The organism is Novosphingobium panipatense, from assembly GCF_900182875.1.
Lineage (GTDB): Bacteria > Pseudomonadota > Alphaproteobacteria > Sphingomonadales > Sphingomonadaceae > Novosphingobium > Novosphingobium panipatense.
The window spans coordinates 48,127-72,755 of sequence record NZ_FXUI01000004.1; the positions used below are offsets into that span (position 1 = coordinate 48,127).

General features: G+C 64.9%; 21 protein-coding genes. 8 read left to right on the plus strand and 13 right to left on the minus strand.

The window, feature by feature from the left end:
• Nucleotides 1–112 precede the first annotated feature (112 nt).
• Nucleotides 113–2,797: an aconitate hydratase AcnA gene (gene acnA, locus QOL62_RS07920; RefSeq protein ID WP_283405844.1), complete on the plus strand. Its 2,685-nt coding sequence runs from the start codon at nucleotides 113–115 to the stop codon at nucleotides 2,795–2,797.
• Nucleotides 2,798–2,877: 80 nt separating this feature from the next.
• On the opposite strand, the gene QOL62_RS07925 is transcribed toward acnA, so the two are convergent.
• From QOL62_RS07925 to QOL62_RS07945, 5 genes are all read right to left on the minus strand, one after another.
• Nucleotides 2,878–3,369, minus strand: a complete 492-nt coding sequence (locus QOL62_RS07925) for an NUDIX domain-containing protein (RefSeq protein WP_283405845.1) — start codon at nucleotides 3,367–3,369, stop codon at nucleotides 2,878–2,880.
• On the minus strand, nucleotides 3,363–3,980 hold the full coding sequence (locus QOL62_RS07930) for a 6-phosphogluconolactonase (RefSeq protein WP_283405846.1): 618 nt from the start codon (nucleotides 3,978–3,980) through the stop codon (nucleotides 3,363–3,365). The genes QOL62_RS07925 and QOL62_RS07930 overlap by 7 nt, the downstream gene beginning before the upstream one ends.
• 39 nt (nucleotides 3,981–4,019) lie before the next feature.
• Nucleotides 4,020–4,478, minus strand: coding sequence for a Dps family protein (locus QOL62_RS07935; protein ID WP_103729055.1), 459 nt, complete (start codon nucleotides 4,476–4,478; stop codon nucleotides 4,020–4,022).
• A 95-nt stretch (nucleotides 4,479–4,573) separates the two neighbouring features.
• A complete protein-coding gene (locus QOL62_RS07940) occupies nucleotides 4,574–5,131 on the minus strand; it encodes a hypothetical protein (RefSeq protein WP_283405847.1) in 558 nt (185 codons plus the stop codon).
• Between the two features lie 42 nt (nucleotides 5,132–5,173).
• Nucleotides 5,174–5,926, minus strand: coding sequence for an HAD-IIB family hydrolase (locus QOL62_RS07945; RefSeq protein WP_103729057.1), 753 nt, complete (start codon nucleotides 5,924–5,926; stop codon nucleotides 5,174–5,176).
• Nucleotides 5,927–6,225: 299 nt separating this feature from the next.
• Between QOL62_RS07945 and otsB the strand changes: the two genes are divergently transcribed.
• The 6 genes from otsB to QOL62_RS07975 all read left to right on the plus strand — a co-directional run bounded on the left by otsB (nucleotide 6,226) and on the right by QOL62_RS07975 (nucleotide 14,245).
• Nucleotides 6,226–7,050 (plus strand): trehalose-phosphatase, encoded by an 825-nt coding sequence (otsB, locus tag QOL62_RS07950; protein WP_283405848.1) that lies wholly within the window; start codon nucleotides 6,226–6,228, stop codon nucleotides 7,048–7,050.
• On the plus strand, nucleotides 7,047–8,861 hold the full coding sequence (locus QOL62_RS07955) for a glycoside hydrolase family 15 protein (RefSeq protein WP_283405849.1): 1,815 nt from the start codon (nucleotides 7,047–7,049) through the stop codon (nucleotides 8,859–8,861). The genes otsB and QOL62_RS07955 overlap by 4 nt, the downstream gene beginning before the upstream one ends.
• A gap of 90 nt (nucleotides 8,862–8,951) precedes the next feature.
• Nucleotides 8,952–10,391: an alpha,alpha-trehalose-phosphate synthase (UDP-forming) gene (otsA, locus tag QOL62_RS07960; protein WP_283405850.1), complete on the plus strand. Its 1,440-nt coding sequence runs from the start codon at nucleotides 8,952–8,954 to the stop codon at nucleotides 10,389–10,391.
• 234 nt (nucleotides 10,392–10,625) lie between these two features.
• Nucleotides 10,626–11,651: a UDP-glucose 4-epimerase GalE gene (gene galE / locus QOL62_RS07965; RefSeq protein ID WP_283405851.1), complete on the plus strand. Its 1,026-nt coding sequence runs from the start codon at nucleotides 10,626–10,628 to the stop codon at nucleotides 11,649–11,651.
• 163 nt (nucleotides 11,652–11,814) lie between these two features.
• Nucleotides 11,815–12,828 (plus strand): NAD-dependent epimerase/dehydratase family protein, encoded by a 1,014-nt coding sequence (locus QOL62_RS07970; protein WP_283405852.1) that lies wholly within the window; start codon nucleotides 11,815–11,817, stop codon nucleotides 12,826–12,828.
• A gap of 106 nt (nucleotides 12,829–12,934) precedes the next feature.
• A complete protein-coding gene (locus QOL62_RS07975) occupies nucleotides 12,935–14,245 on the plus strand; it encodes a UDP-glucose dehydrogenase family protein (protein WP_283405853.1) in 1,311 nt (436 codons plus the stop codon).
• 85 nt (nucleotides 14,246–14,330) lie between these two features.
• On the opposite strand, the gene QOL62_RS07980 is transcribed toward QOL62_RS07975, so the two are convergent.
• The 4 genes from QOL62_RS07980 to QOL62_RS07995 form a co-directional block, all read right to left on the minus strand.
• Nucleotides 14,331–15,245 carry an SDR family NAD(P)-dependent oxidoreductase gene (locus QOL62_RS07980; RefSeq protein ID WP_283405854.1) on the minus strand — a complete coding sequence of 305 codons (915 nt, stop codon included), beginning with the start codon at nucleotides 15,243–15,245 and terminating at the stop codon, nucleotides 14,331–14,333.
• Between the two features lie 67 nt (nucleotides 15,246–15,312).
• The gene (locus tag QOL62_RS07985) at nucleotides 15,313–16,527 is read right to left on the minus strand and encodes a CaiB/BaiF CoA transferase family protein (protein ID WP_283405855.1); all 1,215 of its coding nucleotides are present in this window, start codon (nucleotides 16,525–16,527) and stop codon (nucleotides 15,313–15,315) included.
• A gap of 172 nt (nucleotides 16,528–16,699) precedes the next feature.
• Nucleotides 16,700–17,842 carry an FAS1-like dehydratase domain-containing protein gene (locus QOL62_RS07990; protein WP_103729064.1) on the minus strand — a complete coding sequence of 381 codons (1,143 nt, stop codon included), beginning with the start codon at nucleotides 17,840–17,842 and terminating at the stop codon, nucleotides 16,700–16,702.
• A gap of 32 nt (nucleotides 17,843–17,874) precedes the next feature.
• Nucleotides 17,875–19,461 (minus strand): acetate--CoA ligase, encoded by a 1,587-nt coding sequence (locus QOL62_RS07995; RefSeq protein ID WP_283405856.1) that lies wholly within the window; start codon nucleotides 19,459–19,461, stop codon nucleotides 17,875–17,877.
• Nucleotides 19,462–19,580: 119 nt separating this feature from the next.
• Here QOL62_RS07995 and QOL62_RS08000 point away from each other — a divergent pair, with 119 nt between their 5' ends.
• Nucleotides 19,581–20,345, plus strand: a complete 765-nt coding sequence (locus QOL62_RS08000) for an IclR family transcriptional regulator (RefSeq protein ID WP_283405857.1) — start codon at nucleotides 19,581–19,583, stop codon at nucleotides 20,343–20,345.
• A 32-nt stretch (nucleotides 20,346–20,377) separates the two neighbouring features.
• Here the strand turns inward: QOL62_RS08000 and QOL62_RS08005 are convergent, their stop codons facing one another.
• Genes QOL62_RS08005 through QOL62_RS08020 form a run of 4 tightly spaced genes read right to left on the minus strand, consistent with a single transcriptional unit; the run spans nucleotide 20,378 to nucleotide 24,594 of the window.
• Nucleotides 20,378–20,830, minus strand: a complete 453-nt coding sequence (locus tag QOL62_RS08005) for a MaoC family dehydratase (RefSeq protein WP_103729066.1) — start codon at nucleotides 20,828–20,830, stop codon at nucleotides 20,378–20,380.
• A gap of 1 nt (nucleotide 20,831) precedes the next feature.
• The gene (locus QOL62_RS08010) at nucleotides 20,832–22,673 is read right to left on the minus strand and encodes an acetyl/propionyl/methylcrotonyl-CoA carboxylase subunit alpha (RefSeq protein WP_283405858.1); all 1,842 of its coding nucleotides are present in this window, start codon (nucleotides 22,671–22,673) and stop codon (nucleotides 20,832–20,834) included.
• Nucleotides 22,670–22,996, minus strand: coding sequence for a DUF3088 family protein (locus QOL62_RS08015; RefSeq protein ID WP_283405859.1), 327 nt, complete (start codon nucleotides 22,994–22,996; stop codon nucleotides 22,670–22,672). Before QOL62_RS08015 ends, QOL62_RS08010 begins: the two co-directional genes overlap by 4 nt.
• Entirely contained in the window at nucleotides 22,993–24,594 is a 1,602-nt protein-coding gene (locus QOL62_RS08020) for a carboxyl transferase domain-containing protein (protein WP_103729068.1), read from the minus strand. Before QOL62_RS08020 ends, QOL62_RS08015 begins: the two co-directional genes overlap by 4 nt.
• Nucleotides 24,595–24,629: the final 35 nt, after the last annotated feature.

The following is a 24,629-nucleotide window of genomic DNA, read 5'->3' on the forward strand; positions in this document are numbered from 1 at the left end:
CCCCCAAGCGCGCATCGGCGGCGCGACGAATCCGCCTGTCGCACTGCAACACGGTAAAGGAGCGCCGCGAGGCAGCCCGCGAGAGGCATCACACAAGGGGATAAAGCCCACTATGACTCAGGTCGGACAGGACTCGCTCGGCACCCGCAGCACCATGACCGTCGGCGGCAAGGACGTCGCCTACTACTCCCTCAAGAAGGCTTCCGAGAAGCTGGGCGACATTTCCCGCCTGCCGTTCTCGATGAAGGTCCTGCTGGAGAACCTGCTGCGCTTCGAGGACGGCGGCTTCACGGTATCGACCGATCACATCCGCGCGATCGTCGACTGGCAGAAGAACCCCGCTACCGGCGCTGAAATCCAGTACCGCCCGGCGCGCGTTCTCCTGCAGGACTTCACGGGCGTGCCCTGCGTGGTCGATCTTGCCGCGATGCGCGACGCGATCGCAAAGCTGGGTGGCGATACCAGCAAGATCAATCCGCTGGTTCCCGTGAACCTCGTCATCGACCACTCGGTCATGGTTGACGAGTTCGGCCACCCCAAGGCTTTCGAAGAGAACGTCGAGATCGAGTACCAGCGCAACATGGAGCGCTACGACTTCCTCAAGTGGGGTTCCAAGTCGCTCGACAACTTCTACGCCGTTCCCCCGGGCACCGGCATCTGTCACCAGGTCAACCTCGAGAACATCGCCAAGGCCGTGTGGTCGAGCGAGGACCAGAACGGCCAGCTCGTTGCCTACCCCGATACCTGCGTCGGCACCGACAGCCACACCACCATGGTCAACGGTCTGGGCGTACTGGGCTGGGGCGTGGGCGGCATCGAGGCTGAAGCCGCGATGCTCGGTCAGCCGGTCTCCATGCTCATCCCCGAAGTCGTCGGTTTCAAGTTCACCGGCGAGCTGAAGGAAGGCGTCACCGCCACCGACCTCGTGCTCACCTGCACCGCGATGCTGCGCAAGCATGGCGTTGTCGGCCGTTTCGTCGAATACTTCGGCCCCGGCCTCGCCTCCCTCTCGCTGGCGGACCGCGCGACGCTGGCCAATATGGCGCCCGAATATGGCGCGACCTGCGGCTTCTTCGGCATCGACGACAAGACCATCGACTACCTGCGCCTGACCGGCCGCGAGGAAGAGCAGATCGCCCTCGTCGAAGCCTATGCCAAGGAGCAGGGCTTCTGGATGGAGCCGGGCGCTGCCGACCCGATCTTCTCCTCGACCCTCGAACTCGACCTATCGACCGTGGTGCCCTCGCTTGCAGGTCCGAAGCGCCCGCAGGACTGGGTTTCGCTGCCGGAAGTCGATGATGTGTTCAACGCCGACATGGCCGCGACCTACAAGAAGACCCCGGCCCGCGTGCCGGTCGAAGGCAAGGACTTCGACATCGGTGACGGCGACGTCATGATCGCGGCCATCACCAGCTGCACCAACACCTCCAACCCGAGCGTGCTGGTCGCCGCCGGCCTCGTCGCCAAGAAGGCCGACGAACTCGGCCTCAAGCCCAAGCCCTGGGTCAAGACCTCGCTCGCCCCCGGTTCGCAGGTCGTCACCGATTACCTCGAGAAGGCTGGCCTCCAGTCGCACCTCGACAACATCGGCTTCAACCTGGTCGGCTATGGCTGCACCACCTGCATCGGCAACTCCGGCCCGCTGGCCGAGCCGATCAGCAAGGCGATCAACGAGAACGGCATTGTCGCCAGTGCGGTGATCTCGGGCAACCGCAACTTCGAAGGCCGCGTGTCCCCGGACGTGCGCGCGAACTTCCTGGCCTCGCCGCCGCTGGTCGTTGCCTACGCCCTCAAGGGCACCGTGGTGGAAGACTTCATCAACACCCCGATCGGCACCGCCACCAAGGGTGACAAGGAAGGACAGCCGGTGTTCCTGAAGGACATCTGGCCCACCAACCTCGAAGTCGCCGACACCATGACCGCCGCGGTCGACCGCCAGATGTTCCAGGCCCGCTATGCCGACGTCTACAAGGGCGACAAGCACTGGCAGGCGATCAACGTCGTGGGTTCGGAAACCTACTCGTGGCGCGCCGGTTCGACCTACGTTGCAAACCCGCCCTACTTCGAAGGCATGGAGATGACCCCGGCTCCGGTGACCGACATCATCGAAGCCAAGCCGCTCCTGATCCTGGGCGACTCGATCACCACCGACCACATCTCGCCGGCTGGCTCGATCAAGGCGGACAGCCCGGCAGGCCAGTGGCTGATGGAACATCAGGTCGCCAAGCAGGACTTCAACTCCTACGGTTCGCGCCGTGGTCACCACGAAGTCATGATGCGCGGCACCTTCGCCAACATCCGCATCCGCAACGAGATGGTTCCGGGCATCGAGGGCGGCATGAGCCGCTATGGTGAGGAAGTCGGCGCGGTCTACGACGTTGCCCAGAAGCACAAGGCCGACGGCACGCCGATGGTCGTCGTGGCGGGCAAGGAATACGGCACCGGCTCTTCGCGTGACTGGGCTGCCAAGGGCACCAACCTGCTCGGCGTGCGCGCCGTGATCGTCGAGAGCTTCGAGCGTATTCACCGCTCGAACCTGGTCGGCATGGGCGTGCTGCCGCTTCAGTTCAAGGACGGCGAGACCCGCCACACCCTGGCCCTGAACGGCGACTGCAGCTTCACGATCAAGGGTGTAGCCGATCTCAAGCCGCGTCAGGACGTAGAGGTGGAAGTGACCCGTCCGGATGGCACGTCGTTCACCTTCACCGCACTGTGCCGCATCGATACCGCCAACGAAGTGGAATACTTCAACAACGGCGGCATCCTGCAATACGTGCTGCGCAAGCTGGCGGCCTGATAGGTCCATCTGGCCGAAAAGCAGAAAAAACCCCGTCCGGTACGAACCGGGCGGGGTTTTTCGTTAGTCGCCGCTGTGCTTCACACGGTGCCGTCCTGCGTCCGCTCCTCGGTCAAGACCCAGGCGCGCAGGCGCTCCTTCAAACCGACCGGCATCGCTTCTGGTAGATCCTCCAGCGCGAAGAACCGGGCCTGAACGATCTCCCGCCCGTCTGCCTGCGGCGCTCCGGCGGCACGACCCAGGACGACCCGGACCATGTTTCGGCTTCCGTGGAAGTCCTCTGCCCGCACCGCAAGGAGCCGGGCCTGCGAAAGGAGGCAGCCGGTTTCCTCACGCAGTTCGCGCGCTGCGGCTTCAACCGGATCCTCGTCCGGTTCGATCCCGCCACCCGGAGGCATCCATCCGGAAGCTCCGTAGGAATGGCGAACCAGCAGCAGCCGGTCCTTTTCGTCCAGGGCGATCACTCGCACCCCGTGGACCTGAATCCTGAACAGGCGCCAGATCGGGACGCGCACCCGGTGCGCTATGCGATAGAGCGCCCGGTGCAGTGGCGCCGGCAGGAATGTCAGCAAAAGCAGGTCACGGGCGCGCGCGATGCGGCAAGGAACCGGGCGATCGGCAGGTCATGCGCGCCGGCGATGGCGCCGTCCAACACGGCCCGCTTGTCGGCCCCGCGGATGACAAAGACAATTTCGTCGCTGTCGAGAAGCGCCGGCATCGTCAGGCTCAGACGGTCGAAAGGCGCTTCCGGCGGCAGCGGATCGGGCCTCAACCGGCGAACGGGCTGGGCATCATCGGGCTGCGGATCCGTATTCGGGAAGAGCGATGCAATGTGCCCGTCGGCACCCATGCCGAGCCAGGCCAGCGCGAAATGCGGAGGCCGGGCCCCCTCTTCCAGCGGCACCACCGTCGCCCCCGCGGGTTCCAACCGCGCCCGGATCTTGCCGACGTTGCTGGCGGGATGGTCTTCCGCGACGATGCGGTCGTCGCCGGGCCAGACCGCGATGCGCCCCCAGGGAAGAGCGCCGCCAGCCAGGATGTCGAAGATGGGAAAAGGCGTACTGCCGCCCGGGACCGTCACGGCAATGGTCGACGCATGCGACAGCGCCCGTTCAAGGCGTTCCGTCAGCCATGCGGCAATGGCGCTGTCGTCAGCGCCTTCGATGATCTTGATGGTGGACATGGGGGACATCTAGCATCCCCCATCTTCCATCGGAAGTTGTCAGGCGATGATCTCGCGCAGGAACCACGCGCGCTGCTCAGCCTGGTCGGTCCAGTCGTCGATGATGCCGTCCGTGGCGTTATCGCCGGCTTCGCCCGCCAGTTCCTTCGTCGCCTTGAGCGTTGCGACGTAGGCGGTGTTGTCATCGAACAGCTGCTTCACCATGCCCTTCGCGTCGAGGTTGGTGTCGTCGCTATCGTCGATGGAGGTCTTCGCCGCGATCGAACCGATCGATGTCAGCGTCCTTCCGCCAAGCTTTCGCACGCGTTCCGCGATAAGGTCAGTGAGGCCAAAGATTTCAGTCGCCTGCGCGTCGAACAGGAGATGCAGGTCATGGAACTGCGGCCCCTTAACGTGCCAGTGGTAGTTCTTGGTCTTCACGTAGAGCGCAAAGGTATCCGCCAGCAGCCCGTTCAGGCTGTCGATCAGGGCGGCCTTCGAGTTGTCCTTGGAAGTCATGTTTGCTCCTCTCGCTACGGCGATTTGATGCGTTGTGGACAGAAGTATGCGCTGACAACGCACATGGAAAGGCTGAGTTTGATTGCAAAAAGCGATCAGACGAGCGCAAATTCCTGCAGGAACATGGCCACCGTCGCAACAAGCAGCAGGGCACCGGCCAATCGCCGGACCTGCGGCACGACGGGCGAACTCAACAATTCCGGGCGGCGCCACGCGAAGAGCATCAGGACAAAGCCCGCGAGAGCACCGGCCGCCCCAGCCGCCCAGGGTCCGGCCATTCCCACGCCCATGCCGAAGACGAGGAAGCGCGCTGCGTCCATTGCCTGCCGGGCAAGCAGCACCAGCATCAGCGCGCCGAGCGAATTGGTGGGTTCGCGCGGACTGTTCCGCGGCACGAGCACCAGCGATTCCAAGCCCGCTATCCCCAACGCCAGCGCGGCGAAGAGAGTCCGCGCGGGCGGCGGAAGCTGCGCCAGCATGATCGTGGCAAGGTAGGCGGCGGCGGCGGCAGTGGCGACGGTGATGACCATCGCCACAACCAGCACGGCGGGCCTGCGGCCCTGCCGCAGAGATAGCCCGGCGACCGTGAGCTGGTCCCGTGCACCGAAGCCCGCAAGCAGGGTCGCCACGAAGGTCAGGTAGAAAGCGGACATCAGATCTCCGTCATGCCCGCCTCACAAAGGACCGCCGGACCCTCAGCCGCCCTTCTGGCAGGCGATGATCGCCGTGATGACGTTAGTCGTATCCTCGGGATCGCGGACACAGACGGTGTCGAGCCCCATCGCCTTGGCCGGATAGTCGTTGCCGCCCGGGAAGATGGCGTCGCCGATGAAGAGCATGTCGGCTTCGGCTACACCGCTGTGCTCGGCGAGACGTTTGAGCCCCCAGGCCTTGTCGACGCCCGGCTGGGTCACGTCCACCGATGTGGCTCCACCCAGATTGATGGAGACGCCCGGCAGGCGCTTCACCAGATCGGCCTGTATCACCTTGCGCTTCGCGAAATCCGGGTCCCAGGCTTCCTTGGCGTGCAGCGGCGCCTGCTGCCCCAGAGCGGAGAAGGTGATCTGGCTGCCGCGATCCTCGATCCGCTCTCCCCAGGTTTCCTCCGGCGTGAAGCCGGTTGCCGTCAGCGAGGCGTCGAACGCATCGAAGATCTCCTTCTTCTGTTCGTCAGTGAAAAGCTCGGCGTAGATGGCGTTCCACGTGCCATCCTGATGGCGGTAGAGCTTCGCGCCGCTGGTGGGCAGCATCCAAAGTCGGGAGAGGTCGGCATGGGCGGGGAGACGGCTCGCCACCTGCTTGTCGAACTGCGGCCAGTCGCCGCCGGAAATGACGGCCACCTGCGCGACGGTGAGAAGTTGCGCCAGCAGTTCCGCCATCTCGTCGGTCAGCGGCTGCTTGCTCAGTGCCAGGGTGCCATCAAGGTCGAATGCTACAATCTTCTTCATTCCAGATCCTTCAACAGCGTTCTTGCCGGTCTGATATCCGAAAACGCCAAATTGTCACCGTCTTCGAGAGCGGGAAACGGATGCACCAACGCCTCAGAACGTCGCAAGGTGGAAAATGGCCTTTCGCGTCAGCCGCTGCAATGCAGCAGGAAAAGCCGCGGTTCAAACAGGCGAAATCCATAGTGGAACACTCCGCCGCCCTATCGGTTGACGAGGGTGCAATCGCGGCGCAGCATGCGTCCGGACCTTTTGGCTGCCTCTTTTCCCGAGGCATAAACCTGGTGCAAGGCGGAATATAGATGACCTCTTCGAGCGACGGCCCGTCACCGGCGGCGCATCGAGTGTCCGGTGACAGTGCAGGCCGTGCACTTGAGATGCCTTCGCCGCTTTCGCTTGCCGGGACCGCGCTCTTCCTGGATTTCGACGGCACCCTCGTGGAAATTGCCGAGCACCCGGACGATGTGCGGGTCTCCCCGCGCCTGCGTGGGCTGGTGGAAGAGCTTTCACGGGCGCTCGACGATCGGCTCGCGATCGTGACGGGTCGCTCCATAGCCGCGCTGGAGAGCCTCCTTGGCCCGGTGGAGGTGGCCCTTGCAGGATCGCACGGCGGTGAATTCCGGCCCGGTGGCGGACAGCCGACGGAGCCGCTTGCCTCACCGCTGCCCGGCGCGGTCGTGGGGGCGCTTCAGGCTTTTAGCGAAAGGCACGGCGGCTTGCTGGTCGAGCCCAAGCCGTTCAGCGCAGCCGTGCATTATCGGCACCATCCAGAGGCAAGGGACGCGCTGCTGCTGCAGGCACAGGAGCTTGCCGCCACGTTCGACCTCGAGGTCAAGCACGGCAAGCAGGTGGTGGAAGTGACGATGCCAGGCTCCGACAAGGGCAGTGCCGTCGCCCGGTTCATGCAGCTTCCCCATTTTCGCGAGGCGCGTCCCACCTTCCTCGGCGACGACGTGACAGACGAGGACGCTTTCCACGTCGCCCGCGATCTGGGGGGGCGCGGCATTCTCGTGGGCGCGCCGCGCCCCACCGCCGCCAGCTTCCGTCTCGATAGCGTGACTGCCGTTCACGCCTGGCTCGAAACGGGGCTTCACGCTGCTGCTTTCAAGGGAGAACCGCCCAGATGACACCGCTCTCACCGACATCCCTCGAACTCTGGCCGATCGGCAACTGTCAGGTCAGCGCCCTCATCGATGAGGCCGGAGCGTTCGTGTGGGGCTGCGTGCCCCGGGTGGATGGCGACCCCACCTTCTGCGCGCTTTTGCGCGGGGATGATGGGAAGGATGCCGGCACCTGGCGGTTCGAGCTGGAAAACCAGGTGTCGGTGCACCAGCACTACCTGCGCAACACGCCGATTCTCGTGACGCGCCTGGAAGATGCGACCGGCGGGGCTGTCGAGATCCTCGACTTCGCGCCGCGGTTCGAACGTTCGGGCCGCATGTATCGCCCGGTCGCCTTCGCCCGCATCGTCCGCCCCGTATCCGGCTCTCCGCGCATCCGCACGATCCTTACCCCGATGAGCGGCTACGGCGCCCGCCTCGCGCCGATGACGCAGGGGTCGAACCACATCCGCTACCTGGTCGAACGCAACGCCATGCGCCTGACTACCGACGCCCCCGTCGGGTACGTCCTGGACGAACGCTGGTTCCGACTGGAGAAGGCCCTGCACTTCTTCCTCGGCCCGGACGAGCCGTTCGCCGGCAACGTGGAGCACGATCTGGAGACGATGCTCCAGCGCACAGCGAACTACTGGCGGCTGTGGGTCCGCGGGCTTGCCACGCCGCTCGATTGGCAGGATGCGGTCATCCGCGCCGCCATCACCCTCAAGCTGTGCCAGCACGAAGAAACGGGCGCCATCGTCGCGGCACTCACCACCTCCATCCCCGAAGCGCCCGGAAGCCAGCGGAACTGGGACTACCGCTACTGCTGGATTCGGGACGCCTACTACACGGTCCAGGCCCTGAACCATCTCGGCGCTCTCGACGTTTTGGAGAAGTACCTCCGGTACCTGCGCAACATCGTCGCCGATGCGCCCGACGGGGTCATCCAGCCGCTCTACGCCGTCAGCGGGGCGAAGGAAATCATCGAGTGGGAGGCTGCGGACCTCCCGGGATACCGCAACACCGGTCCGGTGCGCATCGGCAACGCCGCCTACTATCAGGTACAGAACGACTGCTACGGCCAGATCGTCCTGCCCTCCATTCAGGGCTTCGTGGATCAGCGGCTGCTGCGCATCGCCAACGAGGACGATTTCCGCAGCCTCGAGCAGGTCGGCGAGATGGCGTGGAAGACTCACGACATGCCCGACGCCGGCCTGTGGGAACTGCGCACGCGCACGGCCGTCCACACGTATTCGAGCGTCATGAGCTGGGCTGCCTGCGACCGGCTGGCCAACGCTGCCCACTACCTCGGCCTTGACGACCGCGCGACGTTCTGGCGCCAGCGGGCCGATGCGGTGCGCCGCAACATCGATGCGGGTGCCTGGCACGAGATCGAGGGGCACGAGGCCGGCGGTCATTACGCTGCGAGCTTTGGCGGCTCCCAGCTCGACGCAAGCCTCCTGCAGATGGTCGAACTGCGCTACCTTGCGCCCGAGGACCCGAAGTTCAAGGCCACCCTGAAGGCAGTTCAGAAGGCTCTTCGCCGGGGCGAACACATGCTGCGCTACGACAGCGAGGATGATTTCGGGCTTCCCGAGACCGCCTTCAACATCTGCACCTTCTGGCTGATCGAAGCCCTGCATCGCAGCGGGGAGGATGAGGAAGCGCGTCGCATCTTCGAGGCCATGCTCGGCCACCGCACCCGCTCCGGCCTGCTCTCCGAGGACATGGATTTCGAAACTGGGGAACTGTGGGGGAACTTTCCCCAGACCTATTCGCTAGTGGGTATCATCAACTGCGCCGGGCAGCTGTCCCGGTCCTGGCGGGACTGGCGCTGAAAAAGCGGCGGTCGTTCCGCCTTTTGCGCGTCGCCCTGCCGGGCCCGCCGCGCACATCAAACGTTCTCGGGAGCGAGGGGAATACACGCCATGGGCCGCCTGATCGTCATTTCCAACCGGGTCAGTGTACCCAGCGCCGCAGGCGCCGCGGGCGCACAGGGCGGTTTGGCCGTAGCGCTCAATTCCGCGCTGCGCGAACATGGCGGCATCTGGTTCGGCTGGTCGGGGCAGGAAACGGCCGAATTTACCGGCCACCTCGACATGCAGCGCAACGAGGACATAACGACCGCCACGATCGACCTCGAGCCTCAGGACATCGACGAATACTACAACGGCTACGCCAACCGCACGCTGTGGCCGCTGTTCCACTACCGCATCGATCTCACCGAATACGACCGCAACTTCAGCGAGGGTTACGAGCGGGTCAACGAGCGCTTCGCCCATTCCGTCTTCCCGCTGATCGAAGCCGACGACCTTGTATGGGTCCACGACTATCACCTGCTGCCGCTCGGATCGATCCTGCGCGGGAAAGGCGTGAAAAACCGCATCGGGCTGTTCCTGCATACGCCTTGGCCCCCCACGCGTCTGCTGGCGTCCCTGCCGTTCCACGAGCGGCTGGTCGCCTCCATGCTGGAATACGACGTCATCGGCTTCCAGACGACGGAGTGGCTGGAGAGCTTCCTGCATTACGTGCAGAAGGAGATGGGCCTCGCGGTAAATCTCGACAATTCGATCGACTACAAAGGCCGGCGGGTCATCGCGCGCGCCTTTCCCATCGGCATCGATTTCGCCGAGTTCACGCAGGCCGCCGCCGGTGAGGAAGCGCAGGAAGCCTGCCAGCGCCTCAAGGCCAGCGTGCGTGGCCGCAAGATCCTCATCGGTGTCGATCGCCTTGACTACTCGAAGGGGCTCGGCGAACGCTTCGAAAGCTTCAGCCGCTTCCTGGCCGATCATCCGGACATGGCCGGTCGGGCCGTGCTCCTCCAGATTGCGCCCCCCAGCCGTGGGGACGTCGCCAGCTACCAGCAGATCCGCGAGGATCTGGAGCGCAAGACCGGGCACATCAACGGTGCTCACGCCGACTTCGACTTCGTGCCCATCCGCTACGTCAACCGGGGCTATCCACGTTCGCAGCTTGCCGGCTTCTACCGGGCGGCGGAGGTCGGACTCGTTACACCGCTGCGCGACGGCATGAACCTGGTCGCGAAGGAATACATCGCGGCGCAGGATCCGGAGAACCCGGGCGTCCTCATCCTCTCGCAGTTCGCCGGGGCGGCAATCCAGCTCAAGGAGGCCCTCCTGGTTAATCCGCATTCGGTAGAACACGTCGCCGAGACCATCAAGCGCGCGCTCGACATGCCGCTGGACGAGCGCAAGCGGCGCCACCAGCGCCTGCTGGCATCGGTGCGGGACGAAGACGTCTTCCACTGGCTTCACCAGTTCGTCGGAGCGCTGGCAAACGACGAGCGCGGACATGACGTCGCACCCGCTAATGACGCCAAGACGCCGGAGGCAGGCACGGGGTCCTGAGCGCGATTCTCCGATGAAGCGATCGCATGCACCGAATTGCCGGTCGCGCCAGCCAGGACAGGGGCAGTCGAACGAAGACAAGCCCCTGATCGCGCCGCGGCCTGCGCAAAGGGATTACATGCAGGACGGCGCGCCGTCAGCGGTTTGACCGGCGCCGGTATTTTGCATATCGCCAGCGCGTCCAAGTCTTTCGGCGCGATCTTGGCCGCGCCTCTTTGCGGATCGGGCAATGCGATGACACGCGACCATACCGTTCTTGTCACCGGCGGTGCCGGCTATATCGGCAGCCATGCCGTTCTTGCCCTTCAGGACGCCGGGTGGCGGGTTGCCGTCATCGACAGTCTGGTAACCGGCTTTCGCTTCGCGGTGCCCGAAGGGGTGCCGTTCTACGAAGGAGACATCGAGGACGCGCCGCTGCTGGCGCGCATCTTCGCCGAACAGGGAATGGGCAACGGCAAGGGCGCGATTATGCATTTCGCGGGCTCGGTGGTCGTCCCGGAATCCGTCGAGAACCCGCTGAAGTACTACTACAACAACACCGCCAAGAGCCGCACCCTCATCGAAGCTGCCGTGACCGCCGGCGTACCGCACTTCATCTTCAGCTCGACGGCGGCGACCTATGGCGTCCCCGAAGTGTCACCCGTGACGGAGGACACGCCGCGTGCGCCGATCAATCCCTACGGGATGTCCAAGCTGATGACGGAGTTCATGCTGGCAGACGTGGCGACTGCCCATCCCCTCAGCTACTGCGCGCTGCGCTATTTCAACGTGGCGGGTGCAGATCCCCACGGGCGGACCGGGCAGTCGACCGTGGGGGCCACACACCTCATCAAGGTTGCGGTGGAAGCGGCACTGGGCAAGCGCGGCCACGTCAAGGTCTTTGGCACCGACTTCGACACCACCGACGGGACGGGCGTGCGCGACTATATCCACGTCTCGGATCTGGCCGATGCACACGTCCTTGCGCTGGAGGCCCTGATCGCACAGCCCCGCCGGTCCATGACCATGAACTGCGGCTACGGGCGTGGCTTCTCAGTCCTGGAGGTGCTCGATGCGGTCGATCGCGTGACCAACCGGAAGATCGACCGCCGCCTTGAAGGACGGCGCGCGGGCGACCCCGCTTCGCTCATTTCCGATAACGCCCGCATCAAGGATACGCTGCCCTGGATGCCGAAGTACGATGACCTGACGACTATTGTGGAGCATGCTCTCAACTGGGAGCGAAAGCTGGCCGAGGTGCGCGGTCACGCCCCTGCCTGACCGCCTGTTCCTGGCAGAACCGCCGCCGGAGGAAACCCGCACCTGCGCGTCCCATTCGCATGCGCATCCCTTTACCGCTGAAGGATTATCGCCTCCCCCACCGTTTTGGGCTAGCGCCTGCCTGCGAGCCGGCATGAGGCGGGGGTAGCAGATGGAGGCAGGCATGACGCGCGAGGGTTCAACCGTTCTGGTCACGGGAGCGGCAGGCTTCATCGGAGCTGCCGTCGCCGAGGCGCTGATGACGCGCGGTCAACCCGTGGTCGGGATCGACAATCTCAACGATTACTATCCCGTTTCACTGAAGCAGGCCCGGCTTGACCAGCTCTCCCGTCGGCACGGCGACCTCTTCCACTTTCTTCCGCTCGATTTCTCCGACATGGCTGCGCTTACCCGGGCCATGGCGCCCTTCTCCTTCCCCACGATCGTCCATCTCGGCGCTCAGGCGGGCGTGCGCTATTCGCTTGAGAACCCACACGCCTACGTAGCCTCCAACCTGGCGGGCCACGTCAACATGCTCGAGCTGGCCCGCGCTCGCCGGGTCGAGCACATGGTCTATGCAAGTTCCAGTTCGGTCTACGGCGGCAATGCGAAGCTGCCCTTCGCGGTGGAAGACCGCGCTGACACGCCTGTCTCGCTTTACGCCGCCACCAAAAAGGCGGACGAACTTATGAGCGAGACTTACGCTCACCTGTTCCGCCTGCCGCTCACGGGCCTGCGCTTCTTCACCGTCTACGGCCCCTGGGGCCGGCCGGACATGGCCATGTGGAAGTTCGCCGAGCGGATCCTGACCGATCGCCCCATAGACGTGTACAACCACGGCGAGATGAGCCGCGACTTCACCTATATCGACGACATCGTGGCCGGCGTCCTCGCCTGCCTCGACCGGCCGCCGCTTGACGATGGCAAGGAAAAGGCAGGCGGCAGCGTCAAGCCGCACGCGCTCTACAACATCGGCAATCACCGCTCCGAACACCTGCTGCGCCTGATCGAGGTGCTGGAGGACGCCTGCGGCCGCAAGGCCCAGCGCAATCTCCTGCCGATGCAGCCGGGTGACGTGCACGCCACATACGCGGACATCGCGGCACTGACGCGAGATACGGGCTACGCTCCCTCCACGCCAATCGAGACAGGCGTGCCGCGTTTCGTGGACTGGTTCCGCAGTTACACGGGCCTCTGACGCGCATCACGCCAACATAGATGCTCCTGACGAAACCTCGCGGCGTCCTTTCCCTTCCTTCCCGCAGCCTCTAAGGCGCTCCTAATTTCCCTCCAAAGAGGTTCACATGAAGATTGCAATGGTGGGTTCCGGCTACGTCGGTCTGGTGTCCGGGGCTTGCTTCGCCGATTTCGGCCACGATGTCGTCTGCATCGACAAGGACCAGTCCAAGATCGATCGCCTGCATGACGGGATCATGCCAATCTACGAGCCGGGGCTCGACGCCCTTGTCGACCGCAACGTGAAGGCCGGTCGCCTGTCGTTCACCACTCACCTGGCCGAGGGCATCCGCGATGCGAGCGCCATCTTCATCGCCGTCGGCACTCCCTCGCGGCGCGGGGATGGTCATGCGGATCTGTCGTTCGTCCATGCCGTTGCCCGTGAAATCGGCGAGAACCTGGCGAACGACGCCGTCGTCGTCACGAAATCGACCGTTCCGGTGGGCACCGGCGACAAGGTCGAACTGATCCTCGCGGAAAGCGGCACTCCGCACCGCGTGTCGGTCGTGTCGAACCCGGAATTCCTGCGCGAAGGCGCCGCCATCGGCGATTTCAAGCGGCCCGACCGCATCGTGATCGGCGCGGAGGACGATTTCGGGCGCGACGTGATGCGCCAGGTGTACCGACCGCTGTTCCTCAACGAGTCCCCGATCCTGTTCACCGCGCGCCGTTCGGCCGAGATCATCAAGTACGCCGCCAACGCCTTCCTCGCGACCAAGATCACCTTCATCAACGAGATTTCCGATCTTTGCGAGAAGGTCGGGGGCGACGTGCAGGATGTGGCGCGCGGCATCGGGCTGGACGGGCGGATCGGCAAGAAGTTCCTGCACGCCGGTCCCGGCTACGGCGGCTCCTGCTTCCCCAAGGACACGCTCGCGCTCCTCAAGACGGCCGAAGACTACGAGAGCCCCCTGCGCATCGTGGAGGCTGTGTCGATGGTCAACGAAAGCCGCAAGCGCGCCATGGGCCGCAAGGTGGTGGAGGCCATGGGCGGGGCCGAAGCCGCACGCGGCAAGCGGGTGGCCATGCTCGGGCTGACCTTCAAGCCGAACACCGACGACATGCGCGATTCGCCGGCGATCGCGATAGCGCAGACCCTCCTCGACGCTGGAGCCAGCGTCGCCGCCTTCGATCCCGAGGGCATGGAGAGCGCCCGACCGCTGATGCCGGACGTGGAAATGGCGGGCGACCCCTACGCCGCCATCAACGGTGCGGATGCAGTCGTCATCGTGACCGAATGGGACGCCTTCCGCGCCCTCGACATGGACCGGGTGAAGACGCTGGCCAAGGTGCCCGTCCTCGTCGACCTCAGGAACATCTACAAGCCGCAGGAGATGCGCGAGGCGGGGTTCCACTACGTTTCGGTCGGCAGGCCCTGATCCTCTGCCACGGGTCGCCGGCGTTGCCTGTAACCCGTGGCACCCCCAGCATCTGCAAGGAGGCCGGGCGGACCGGCTCCCGTCTTCAGGCGTTTTCGCGGATCATCGCGAAGCCATGCAAGAGATGGTCCAGTTGCCCGTCCGGCACCGGCGGGAAGGCAAGCGGCTTCCCAGCCTCGCGAATCGCGCCAATCTGCTCCGCAACGCCTTCGAGGCTCCAGTCTGTCCTGCAGACGCCGCTGTTCTCGGCCACCCAGGCGCGGGCGAGGCGCCCTCCCATGGCGATGTACATCTCGCCCGTGACTTCACAATCCTCATGGCACAGATAGCCCACCATGGGGGCCACCATCTCGGGCTCCATGGGGGGAAACTTGCTGGTGTCGATGCCGTCCGACATTCGCGTCACCGCCGCCGGCACGATGAGGTTGGAGCGCACGTTGGCATGCTGCCCCTCGATGGCCGCTGTGTTCGACAATCCCATGAAGCCCGCCTTGCACATGGAATACGTGACATTGTCCGCCTTGCCGTAGAGCCCGTTGATCGAACTGGTCAGCACGATGCGGCCATAGCGCTGCGCCATCATGTGCGGGAACGCCTCCCGCACGACGTGGTAAGCGCCTTTCAGGTGGACATCGAGTACGGCGGTGAAGTCGTCGTAGGGGAGGCTTGAAAGCGAGCCTCGCCGGACGTTCCCGGCCGAATGGATCAGGATGTCGATGCGGCCGAAAGCCTCCAGCGCGGCATCGATGATGGCCTTGCCGCCCTCCTGCGTTGCGACCGTGTCGACATTCGCGACAGCTTCGCCGCCAAGGGCCCGTATCTCGGCCGCCAGCACCTCGGCCGGGCCTTCCCCGGTCGCATCGCCCGCCATGGACAGACCGGGGTCGTTGACGACGATCCGGCAGCCGCGGCTCGCCAGCAGCAGGGCATGAGCCCGTCCAAGCCCGCGTCCGCCGCCGGTGATCACCGCAACGCGGTTGTCGAAACGCAGGTCGTTCATGGCGCTCTCTCTTCCCGTCTAGCAAGCTCTGCCTGGCATGGGTTCCCGTGTTAGCGCGCCCTCCTGTTCAGGCAACGACCCCCTGAGCCTTCAGGTACGCGATCCGCTCGGGCGATAGATCGAGCACCTCGGAAAGGATCGCTTCGGTGTGCTGGCCAAGCACGGGCGGCGCTTCGGGAATGGGCTGCTCGGTGTCCGTGAAGCGGATAGACCGGTTGACGATGGGAATTGTCCCAAGGCTCGCGTGCTGGGCTTCGACGACCATGTTGCGCGCCTTCGCCTGCGGGTGCGAAAGCGCATCGGTGACGCCGAGGATCGGCGCATGCGGCACTTCGTGCCGGGTGAAGATGGCGACAAGCTCGTCGACGCCGTGGCGGCAGGTGAACGCCGATACGAGGGCGTTGACCTCTTCGCGCGCGTCACGCCGCTTCTCGAGCGTGTCGTACCGCGGGTCCTCGCACAACTCGCCCCTGCCGATCGACTGGCAGACGCGGCCCCAGAAGCTCGGCGTCAGGCACGCGACGACGATGGAACCGTCGCGGGCCGGGAAGATGCCGTAGGGCACCAGGTTGGGATGCTGTGAGCCCACCCGCTCCGGGTCCGTGCCGTTGAAGAAGGCCAGTTGCGCGATGTAGCCGAGCATCCCCATAAGGCCGTCAAGCAGGCTGATGTCGATATGGCGACCGCGCCCCGTCCGCTCCCGCTCATAAAGCGCCGAGAGGATGCCGATCGGGCCATTGATCCCCCCCACCAGATCGCCAAGCGGTATACCCAGCTTGGTGGGCAGCCCGTCGCGCTCCCCGTTCATCGACAGCGCCCCCGACATCGCCTGGAGCACGATGTCGAAGCTCGGCCGATCCCGCAACGGGCCGGTCTGGCCGTAGCCGGAGATCGAGCAGTAGATCAGCCGCGGGTTTATCGCGCGCATCTCCTCCCAGCCCAGCCCCAGCCGGTCCATCACGCCGGGCCTGTAATTCTCCACCAGCACATCGCAGCGCGCGGCGAGGTCGCGCACGAGGCCCAGGCCTTCTTCGCTCTTCAGATCGACGACGATCGACTTCTTGCCGCGATTCACGGCCAGGTAATAGTGGCTTTCTCCGTCCCGGATCGGCGGGAAGGTGCGCGTTTCATCGCCCGTTCCGGGCGGCTCGATCTTGAACACCTCGGCGCCAAGATCGGCGAGCGCCAGACTGGCCGCCGGACCGGCAAGAACGCGGGTGAAGTCGATGACCCGCACACCGGACAGGGGCCCCTTCCAGGGCGCTTCATCGCCCGTCGTCATGCGCGACCTCCGCGTGAGAAGCACGGCGCCGGTAGCATCGCGGCCCTTGGAAAGGCGGGCTTGCCTTCCGTAATCATATCCAAGATCTCTCCTGCCGGTGGCGCATCCTTTCGCCCCGCGGGCTTTCCGCCGCCAAGCTTATGCCCGGCGGCGGTGGAGATCACCCTTTCGCTTACGCGCGGCTCGGCAATTCCGCCACGGCGGTGCCGAAGGCGGAGAGTTCGCCGCGGTGAGTCGTCGCCTTCTGCGCGACTTCCACGTACTTCTTGCCGTTTTCTTCGAACTTGCGGGTCACCTCACCGGTGATGATGATCGCGTCACCATCCGGGTTGTGGCGGCGGATCTGGCAATTCGACTTGTGCAGGAAGCCGTCGTCGCCGATCCAGTTGGTCATGTGGTGCGTCAGCCACGAGCAGCGCTCCGGGCCGTAGTCGTAAGCGCCCGGAGCGCCGACTTCGAGAGCGAAGGCCTCGTCCCAGTGCACGCGCTCGGGACAGTCCGGCACGTTGAAGCGGTTGCGGATGCCAAGGCCCGGGTGCGCCTTCTGCATCTTGTAGGCCAGCTTGTTGGCGCGGATGTAGAGACCGCCCCACCCTTGCGCATAGCAGATGAAGCCGGTGACGGTCATCGGGCCCTTCATCATCGGCGGCAGCTTGTCGCCGACATTGACGTCCTCGAAGTAGCGCGGAGTGGCACCGCGAATCTCTTCGCGGTCATAGATGTCGTAGAACTCGTCGAGCTGCTCCTGCGTGAAGGGCTCAACACGGCCGCGGGCTTCGGTGTACTTGGTGCCGCGCTCGCGCGCCTCGTCGCGGTCGGTGCGGAACACCCAGCTGTCGGCGCCGGCAACGTGGTCGCCGTGCTGGTTGTAGAAGTCGACGTGATAGATCTGCTGGAAAGAGCGGCCGGCAAACTTGGTCTGGTGCTCGACCAAGTCCTTCAGATAGGCCTCGGCCTTGATGGTGTCGTTGCGCAGCACCGGCTTGTGCCAGGTCCAGTCGGCCCCTGCCCACATGGCGTGAACGCCCGAAAGACCGCCGCAGTAGCCTGAGATGATGCGGCTCGTGGTGAACAGGAACGAAGGCAGCGCGACGATCGAGCCGTACTTCGTCTTGGCCGCGTATTCAGGGTCGCACCAGAGCGGATTATCGTCGCCGATGCCATGCGCGTAGTGGCGGATCGCGTCGCGGCTGGCTTCGTAGTTCCAGGGCTCGACGGTGTTCTCGATCTTGACGCCGATGCGCTGGCGCAGATCGTCGAGACCTTCCTCCGTGATCTTGGGGAACTTGTTCTTCGGTTCAGCTGTGGTGGCCATTTTCTCGTACTCTCCTGGATCTCGGATTATGTTCAGCTGACGACTTCGGCGGCTTTCGCGGCCTCGCGGTCCCGCAGCATCTTGCGGTGGACCTTGCCGGCAGGGTTCTTGGGGAGTTCGTCGACGAATTCGACGAGGCGCGGGAATTCGTGCTGGGCCAGGCGCTCGCGGGTGAAGTCCTGAAGCTCACGGACGAAGGCGTCGTCGCCGGGGCGATTGGCGACCACGAAGGCCTTGACCACCTGCCCGCGCTTCTCGTCCGGCACGCCGATCACTCCGCATTCCATCACATTGTCGTGACGGAGCATCGTGTTCTCGATCTCGACGGCGCTCATCGTCCAACCCGCTGAGATGATGACGTCGTCCGCACGGCCGCAGTGATAGAAATACCCGTCTTCGTCCGTCTTCGCGCGGTCCTTGGTGGTCATCCACCCGCCGCCGCGCCACAGCATCAGTTCGCCGATCTCGCCCGGATCGCACACCGATCCGTCAGGGCGCTGCACTTCGAGCTTCTGCCCCGGAACGGCCTTTCCGAGTGATCCCGGCTTGACGGTAAAGTCCTGTGCGCCGGGATAATTGACCAGCACCACGCCGATCTCGGTCGTCCCGTACATGGAGCAGGCAGGAACCTTGAACCACTGGTCGATCCACTCCAGCGTGGCCGGGTCGATAGGCTCGCCGGTGAAGGACAGCTTGTTGAAGCGGAAAGTGAAATCCGCAGCCTTTCCGCTATTCTTCATCATGCGGTAATGGGTTGCAGCCGCCGACATGTTGGTGATGCCGAAGTCATCCAGCGCCTTCATCAGGCGCACCGGATCGAAGCGTCCCGCGAAGGTGCCCGTGGTCACGCCCATCGCCAACGGCGCCAGCGTGCCATGCCAGAGGCCATGCCCCCAGGCCGGGCTCGACGGGCAGAAGAACTCATCCCCGGGACGGATGCCGGTGCCGTAGAGTGCCGCGAACATCAGCGTCACCAGCGTGCGATGCGAGTGCTTCACCGCTTCGGGCAGCTCGCGCGTGGTGCCGCTGGTGTACTGGAACACCGCCATGTCGTTGGCACGAGTTCTGGGCGTGTACGTGGTCGGCAGTTCGGCGATGGACGCAAGGAACGCATCGTCGGCGACGATCACGCGGGGCTTGCCGTCAACCGCGACGGAGCGCGCCAGTTCGGCCTTTTCGGCATTGGTGATCAGGATCGAAGGCTCGCAGTCCCCCACCCGAAGGCGCAGCGCATCGGGCCCGAAGAGCGTGAACAGCGGGACCGAGATCGCACCGGTCTGCATCGCGCCGAAAAGGCAGACATAGAACGGCAGCGAGGGCTCCAGCATGAAGGCGATGCGCTCGCCGGGTTGGATGCCTTCGCGGTCAAGCCAGTGCGCGAACTGCGCGGCACCGGCGGAGATCGTGTCGAAGCTCAACACCTCGTCCACACCATCGGCATGGGCGATCCGGACGGCTGCGCGGCCTCTGCCATCCGCATGGCGGGTGACGCATTCGTGAGCGATATTAAGGTGCTCGCGGTCGCCGTCGAAGAGTTGCCACAGCGCTGCAGATGAGGCGTACGCCTGTGCGTCCGCATAACGCGTGTAGTCGGTCAGCCCTGAAATCACCTTGGCCATCAACCGTCCCGTTCCCTCCCGCTCGATTCGTAGACGCGGGGCTGTTCTTGTGTTCAGCCGCTTCCTGACATGGTGTCCTCCTTCTTGTAAATATTGAATGATGTTCTATATATTGAACGATGAAGAAGGACACTCTTCCCCCGGCCAGTAAAGCTCCGGCCATCGCCCGGGCGGCGGCCATCCTACGGCTTCTGGGAAAGCGGGGATCGCCCATGGGGGTGCAGGCCATTGCGCGCGAACTGGGGCTTGTCCCCAGCACCTGCCTTTATGTGCTGCGCGCGCTCGTGGCCGAGGAATTCGTGGCTTTTGACCCGGATACGAAGCGGTATGCGCTGGATGCCGGAGTGCTTACCCTGGCGCGGGCGTGGTTGCGGCGGGACCGCTTCAATGACCTCGCGCAGCCCGCGCTCGATCGTCTCGCCCGCGAATTCGGCACAACGACCCTCGGGGTGCAGGTGTTCGGGCTCGATCACATCATCGTGACGGCGATGTCGCAGTCAGGGCAGAACTTCCAGCTCTCCACACAGGTGGGGAGCCGGTTTCCCGCACTCGTATCGGCCACCGGGCGCTGCATCGCCGCCTTCGGTGGATACGCGCCGGCCGACCTGAAGTCCCGTTTTGACCAGCTGAGGTGGGACGAGCCTCCTGCATGGGAGGACTGGCTGGCGCAGATCGAGGACGCGCGGCAAAGTGGGGTCGCGGTCGACGCCGGGAACTACCTTTCCGGCGTCACCGTCATCGCGGCGCCTGTATGGAAAGGCGGCCGCCCCAGTCATGCGCTGGTCATGATCGGCATCGGCGCGGCGCTGCGCAGCGAACTGCCGCGCCTGAAAGAAGCCTTGAAGGGAGCCTCCCGGTCTCTTAGCGAACAAATGGAAGAGTGAACGGCCGGAGCGAGGCGCCTCCGGCCATTCCTTCAGGCAGGCTTCCTGCGCAACAGAGTGGTGCGTAGCATCGACAGCGCGACTTCGCCGCGCTGGTTCGTCAGCTCGTGCCGGAACACCACGATGCCCTGCTGCGGGCGGGACTTGCTCTCACGCGTCTCCACCACTTCGGTCGAGCAGGTCAGAGTATCGCCGATGAACGTCGGCTTGGGCGTCACTACCTTGTCGAAGCCAAGATTCGCGACCAGCGTACCGACCGTGGTGTCCGCGATGGAGAGGCCGACAGCCAGGCTGAAGGTGAAGGTGGAGTTCACCAGGATCTGCCCGAATTCGCTGGCCTTTGCCGTCTCTGCGTCGAGGTGCAGCGGCTGCATGTTGTGCGTCATCGCCGAGAACAGGAGATTGTCCGTCTCGGTCACGGTGCGGCTCGGCTGGTGAGTTATGCGATCACCAACCTGCCATTCGTCGAAAAAGCGCCCGGGCATCCTATTCGGTCTCCTCGATCTGGGCGAGCAGCACATCCACCTGCACCTGCTGGCCGGCCACCGCTTCAAGTCTGGCGACGACACCGTCGAACGGCGCCGTCAGAGTGTGTTCCATCTTCATCGCTTCCAATGTCAGCAGCTTCTGTCCCCTGGTGACGGACTGCCCCTGCGACACCTCTACGTGGATCACCTTGCCGGGCATCGGCGCCAGGATCGCGCCCGATCCATCCGCCGTTCCGTGCGCACCATCCCTGCGCCAGGGCGTGAGCAGCCATGCCTGCCCCTGTTCCGTCACGAGCACGCCGCTTGACGGCTCCTCGCTCCCTTCGCCCTCAAGTTCGATCTCGATCTTCTCGCCATCGAGCAGGAACCAGGCGGTGCGGCGCGGCGGGGCGTTGAGGCGCAGACCGGGCGCGATCGTGGTCGGAACAAGCGCCGATGCCGCCGCTCGCAGCGCCTCAGCCGACGGCGCCGGAGGCTCCGCCAGAACCTCGCCATCGCGCCCGATCAGACCGGTATCCACCTTGCCGCCCGCGAAGTCCGCGTGCTGCAGGGCTTTGACGAGGAAGGAAGCGTTGGTCCGCACCGGCCAGACGGCGGTGCCCTCCAGCATCTCCCCGAGCCGCTCGCGGGCTTCGTCCCGATCCTCGCCCCACGCGATGACCTTGGCGATCATAGGGTCGTAGAAGGGCGAAACTTCCGCCCCTTCGTAAACGCCTGTGTCGATGCGTCCGCCTTCGCTTTCGCCGAACTGCAGGAGCTCCAGTCGTCCGATGCTCGGGAGGAAGCCCTTGGCCGGATCTTCGGCGTAGAGGCGCGCTTCCATCGCCCAGCCGTCTATCGTGAGATCGTCCTGCGAAAGCGGCAGCGGCTCGCCGCTGGCGACACGAAGTTGCCATTCGACAAGGTCGACGCCGGTGATCGCCTCAGTCACCGGGTGTTCCACCTGAAGCCGGGTGTTCATCTCCATGAACCAGATCCGATCCGCGCTCAACGCGCCCGAACCGTCGGCGATGAATTCGATTGTTCCGGCACCGACATAATCGACCGCCTTTGCCGCCCGCACGGCGGCCGCGCACAAGGCCTCGCGCGTGGCGGCGTCCATGCCGGGCGCCGGGGCTTCCTCGATCACCTTCTGGTGACGCCGCTGCAACGAGCAGTCCCGCTCGAACAGGTGGACGACGTTGCCCTGCCTGTCCCCGAAGACCTGCACTTCGATATGGCGCGGCGAAGCGATGTACTTTTCAATCAGCACGTGATCGTTGCCGAACGAGGACGCTGCCTCCCGCTTGCACGAAGTCAGGGCGTCCTCGAAGCTTTCGGCGCTCTCCACAAGACGCATGCCCTTGCCGCCGCCGCCGGCCACGGCCTTGATGAGCACAGGGTAGCCGATCGCCGCCGCCTCCCGCGCAAGACGATCCGGATCCTGATCCTCACCCATGTAGCCCGGAGTTACCGGGACGCCGGCTGCGGCCATGAGCTTCTTGGCTGCGTCCTTGAGCCCCATCGCGGTGATCGAGGACGGGTTCGGTCCGACCCAGACGATCCCGGCATCGCTGACCGCCTGCGCGAACTCGGCGTTTTCAGACAGGAAGCCGTAGCCGGGATGGATGGCCTCCGCCCTGGTCTGCCGGGCAGCGTCGAGGATCCTTTCGGCAACGAGGTAGCTTTCGCGCGTGGGCGAAGCCCCGATATGCACGGCGTCGTCCGCCTCCTGCACATGGAGCGCGTTCGCGTCTGCATCGGAATAGACGGCGATCGTCCGGATACCGAGGCCACGAGCGGTGCGGATGATGCGGCAGGCGATTTCGCCACGATTGGCGATCAACAGGGACTGGATCATGGGTGACGCTCCGGGAAACCGTGGCGGGTATGCAGCGCGGCAAGCAGCGGCTCGATCTCGTTCACGAAGCCGCCTTCGGCGAACGCCAGCGCGGGAAGATTCTGGTTCGCTTCGCCCAGAGCGGCGACGACCGCCTCGCGCGGGCGCGGCCAACCGACGCGCACCACCTCGATACGTGTCGAACGCTCCGGAAAAAGGGCAAGAAGCCCCTCCACCGTGACGCAATCCTTGCAGTAGAAGCGGCGACCTTCGTAGTCCGGATCCGCCCAGTCGCAGTCGAGCACGAAGAGCCTGTCCTTCGTGACGTTGGCGGCGCCCGTCACATCCGGAACACCCCGAAGCGGGGTGCCTCCTCGATGGGCGCTTCGAGGCAGGCGGAAAGAGCGAGCCCAAGCACATCGCGCGTCTGGGCCGGGTCGATCACGCCGTCGTCCCAGAGCCGAGCCGTGGCGTAGTACGGGTTGCCCTCGTCCTCGTACTTCTGGCGGATAGGGGCCTTGAAGGCTTCCGCGTCGTCCGGCGTCCACTTCGCCGCATCCCGGTGAACGGTGGCCAGCACGCTCGCCGCCTGCTCCCCGCCCATGACGGAGATGCGGGCATTGGGCCAGGTGAACAGGAAGCGGGGATCGTAGGCCCGGCCGCACATGCCGTAGTTGCCGGCACCGAACGAGCCGCCGATCAACACGGTCAGCTTGGGAACCTGGGCGGTCGCGACCGCTGTAACCAGCTTCGCTCCGTGCTTGGCGATGCCTTCGGCCTCGTACTTGCCGCCGACCATGAAGCCGGAGATGTTCTGGAGGAACAGCAGGGGAATGCGGCGCTGGCAGGCCAGTTCGATAAAGTGCGCCCCCTTCTGGGCACTTTCGGAAAAGAGCACGCCGTTGTTGGCGAGGATGGCCACCGGCAGCCCGTGAATATGCGCAAAGCCGCAGACGAGCGTGGTGCCATAGAGCGCCTTGAACTCGTGGAATTCGCTGCCGTCGACGATGCGGGCGATCACCTCGTGCACGTCGTAAGGGGCGCGCACGTCCTCGGGGATGACCGAATAGAGTTCCTGCGGGTTGTACTTCGGTGGCCTTGGCTCCCGGACGGCAAGATCGTGCCGGTGCGCCGGACCGAGATGGCTGACGATGTCGCGCACGATGGTCAGCGCGTGTTCGTCATCCTCCGCCAGGTGATCGGTCACGCCGGACTTGCGCGAATGGAGATCGCCACCGCCCAGATCCTCGGCGCTGATGACTTCGCCGGTCGCCGCCTGCACCAGCGGCGGCCCGGCAAGGAAGATCGTCCCCTGCTCCTTCACGATCACGGTTTCGTCGCTCATCGCCGGAACGTAGGCGCCGCCGGCGGTGCAGCTTCCCATGACGCTGGCGATCTGGGGAATGCCCCTGGCGCTCATCTGCGCCTGATTGAAGAAGAAGCGCCCGAAGTGATCGCGGTCGGGAAAGACTTCCGCCTGGTTGGGCAGGTTCGCGCCGCCGCTGTCGACGAGGTAGATGCACGGCAGCCGGTTCGCCTGCGCGATCTCCTGCGCGCGGATGTGCTTCTTGACCGTCAGCGGGAAGTAGGTTCCCCCCTTCACTGTCGCGTCATTGGCGAAGATCATGCACTGGCGATCGGATACGCGACCGATGCCCGCGATGATGCCTGCGCCCGGTACTTCGTCGCCATACATGCCGTTGGCCGCCAGTTGTCCAATCTCGAGGAACGGCGAACCGGGATCGAGAAGCCGTTCCACACGATCGCGCGGAAGCAGCTTGCCGCGCGAAAGGTGCCGCTGGCGCGATCGCTCGTCGCCGCCAAGCGCCGCCTTGGCCACGCGTTCGCGCAGTTCGGCCACAAGGGCGCGGTTATGCCCGTCGCGAGCCCTGGCCTCGGGACTGTCGAGATTCACGTTGGTCTGCAGGACCGGCGCGCTCATGCCTCTTCCTTCCTTGCAGTCGGCATCGCGGCGCC

Coding starts and splice junctions, on each gene's coding strand:
- acnA (WP_283405844.1), top strand. CDS start 113: ATGACTCAGGTCGGACAGGACTCGCTCGGCACCCGCAGCACCATGACC.
- QOL62_RS07930 (WP_283405846.1), bottom strand. CDS start 3,980: ATGTCCACCATCAAGATCATCGAAGGCGCTGACGACAGCGCCATTGCC.
- QOL62_RS07935 (WP_103729055.1), bottom strand. CDS start 4,478: ATGACTTCCAAGGACAACTCGAAGGCCGCCCTGATCGACAGCCTGAAC.
- QOL62_RS07940 (WP_283405847.1), bottom strand. CDS start 5,131: ATGTCCGCTTTCTACCTGACCTTCGTGGCGACCCTGCTTGCGGGCTTC.
- QOL62_RS07945 (WP_103729057.1), bottom strand. CDS start 5,926: ATGAAGAAGATTGTAGCATTCGACCTTGATGGCACCCTGGCACTGAGC.
- otsB (WP_283405848.1), top strand. CDS start 6,226: ATGACCTCTTCGAGCGACGGCCCGTCACCGGCGGCGCATCGAGTGTCC.
- QOL62_RS07955 (WP_283405849.1), top strand. CDS start 7,047: ATGACACCGCTCTCACCGACATCCCTCGAACTCTGGCCGATCGGCAAC.
- otsA (WP_283405850.1), top strand. CDS start 8,952: ATGGGCCGCCTGATCGTCATTTCCAACCGGGTCAGTGTACCCAGCGCC.
- galE (WP_283405851.1), top strand. CDS start 10,626: ATGACACGCGACCATACCGTTCTTGTCACCGGCGGTGCCGGCTATATC.
- QOL62_RS07970 (WP_283405852.1), top strand. CDS start 11,815: ATGACGCGCGAGGGTTCAACCGTTCTGGTCACGGGAGCGGCAGGCTTC.
- QOL62_RS07975 (WP_283405853.1), top strand. CDS start 12,935: ATGAAGATTGCAATGGTGGGTTCCGGCTACGTCGGTCTGGTGTCCGGG.
- QOL62_RS07980 (WP_283405854.1), bottom strand. CDS start 15,245: ATGAACGACCTGCGTTTCGACAACCGCGTTGCGGTGATCACCGGCGGC.
- QOL62_RS07985 (WP_283405855.1), bottom strand. CDS start 16,527: ATGACGACGGGCGATGAAGCGCCCTGGAAGGGGCCCCTGTCCGGTGTG.
- QOL62_RS07990 (WP_103729064.1), bottom strand. CDS start 17,842: ATGGCCACCACAGCTGAACCGAAGAACAAGTTCCCCAAGATCACGGAG.
- QOL62_RS07995 (WP_283405856.1), bottom strand. CDS start 19,461: ATGGCCAAGGTGATTTCAGGGCTGACCGACTACACGCGTTATGCGGAC.
- QOL62_RS08000 (WP_283405857.1), top strand. CDS start 19,581: ATGAAGAAGGACACTCTTCCCCCGGCCAGTAAAGCTCCGGCCATCGCC.
- QOL62_RS08005 (WP_103729066.1), bottom strand. CDS start 20,830: ATGCCCGGGCGCTTTTTCGACGAATGGCAGGTTGGTGATCGCATAACT.
- QOL62_RS08010 (WP_283405858.1), bottom strand. CDS start 22,673: ATGATCCAGTCCCTGTTGATCGCCAATCGTGGCGAAATCGCCTGCCGC.
- QOL62_RS08020 (WP_103729068.1), bottom strand. CDS start 24,594: ATGAGCGCGCCGGTCCTGCAGACCAACGTGAATCTCGACAGTCCCGAG.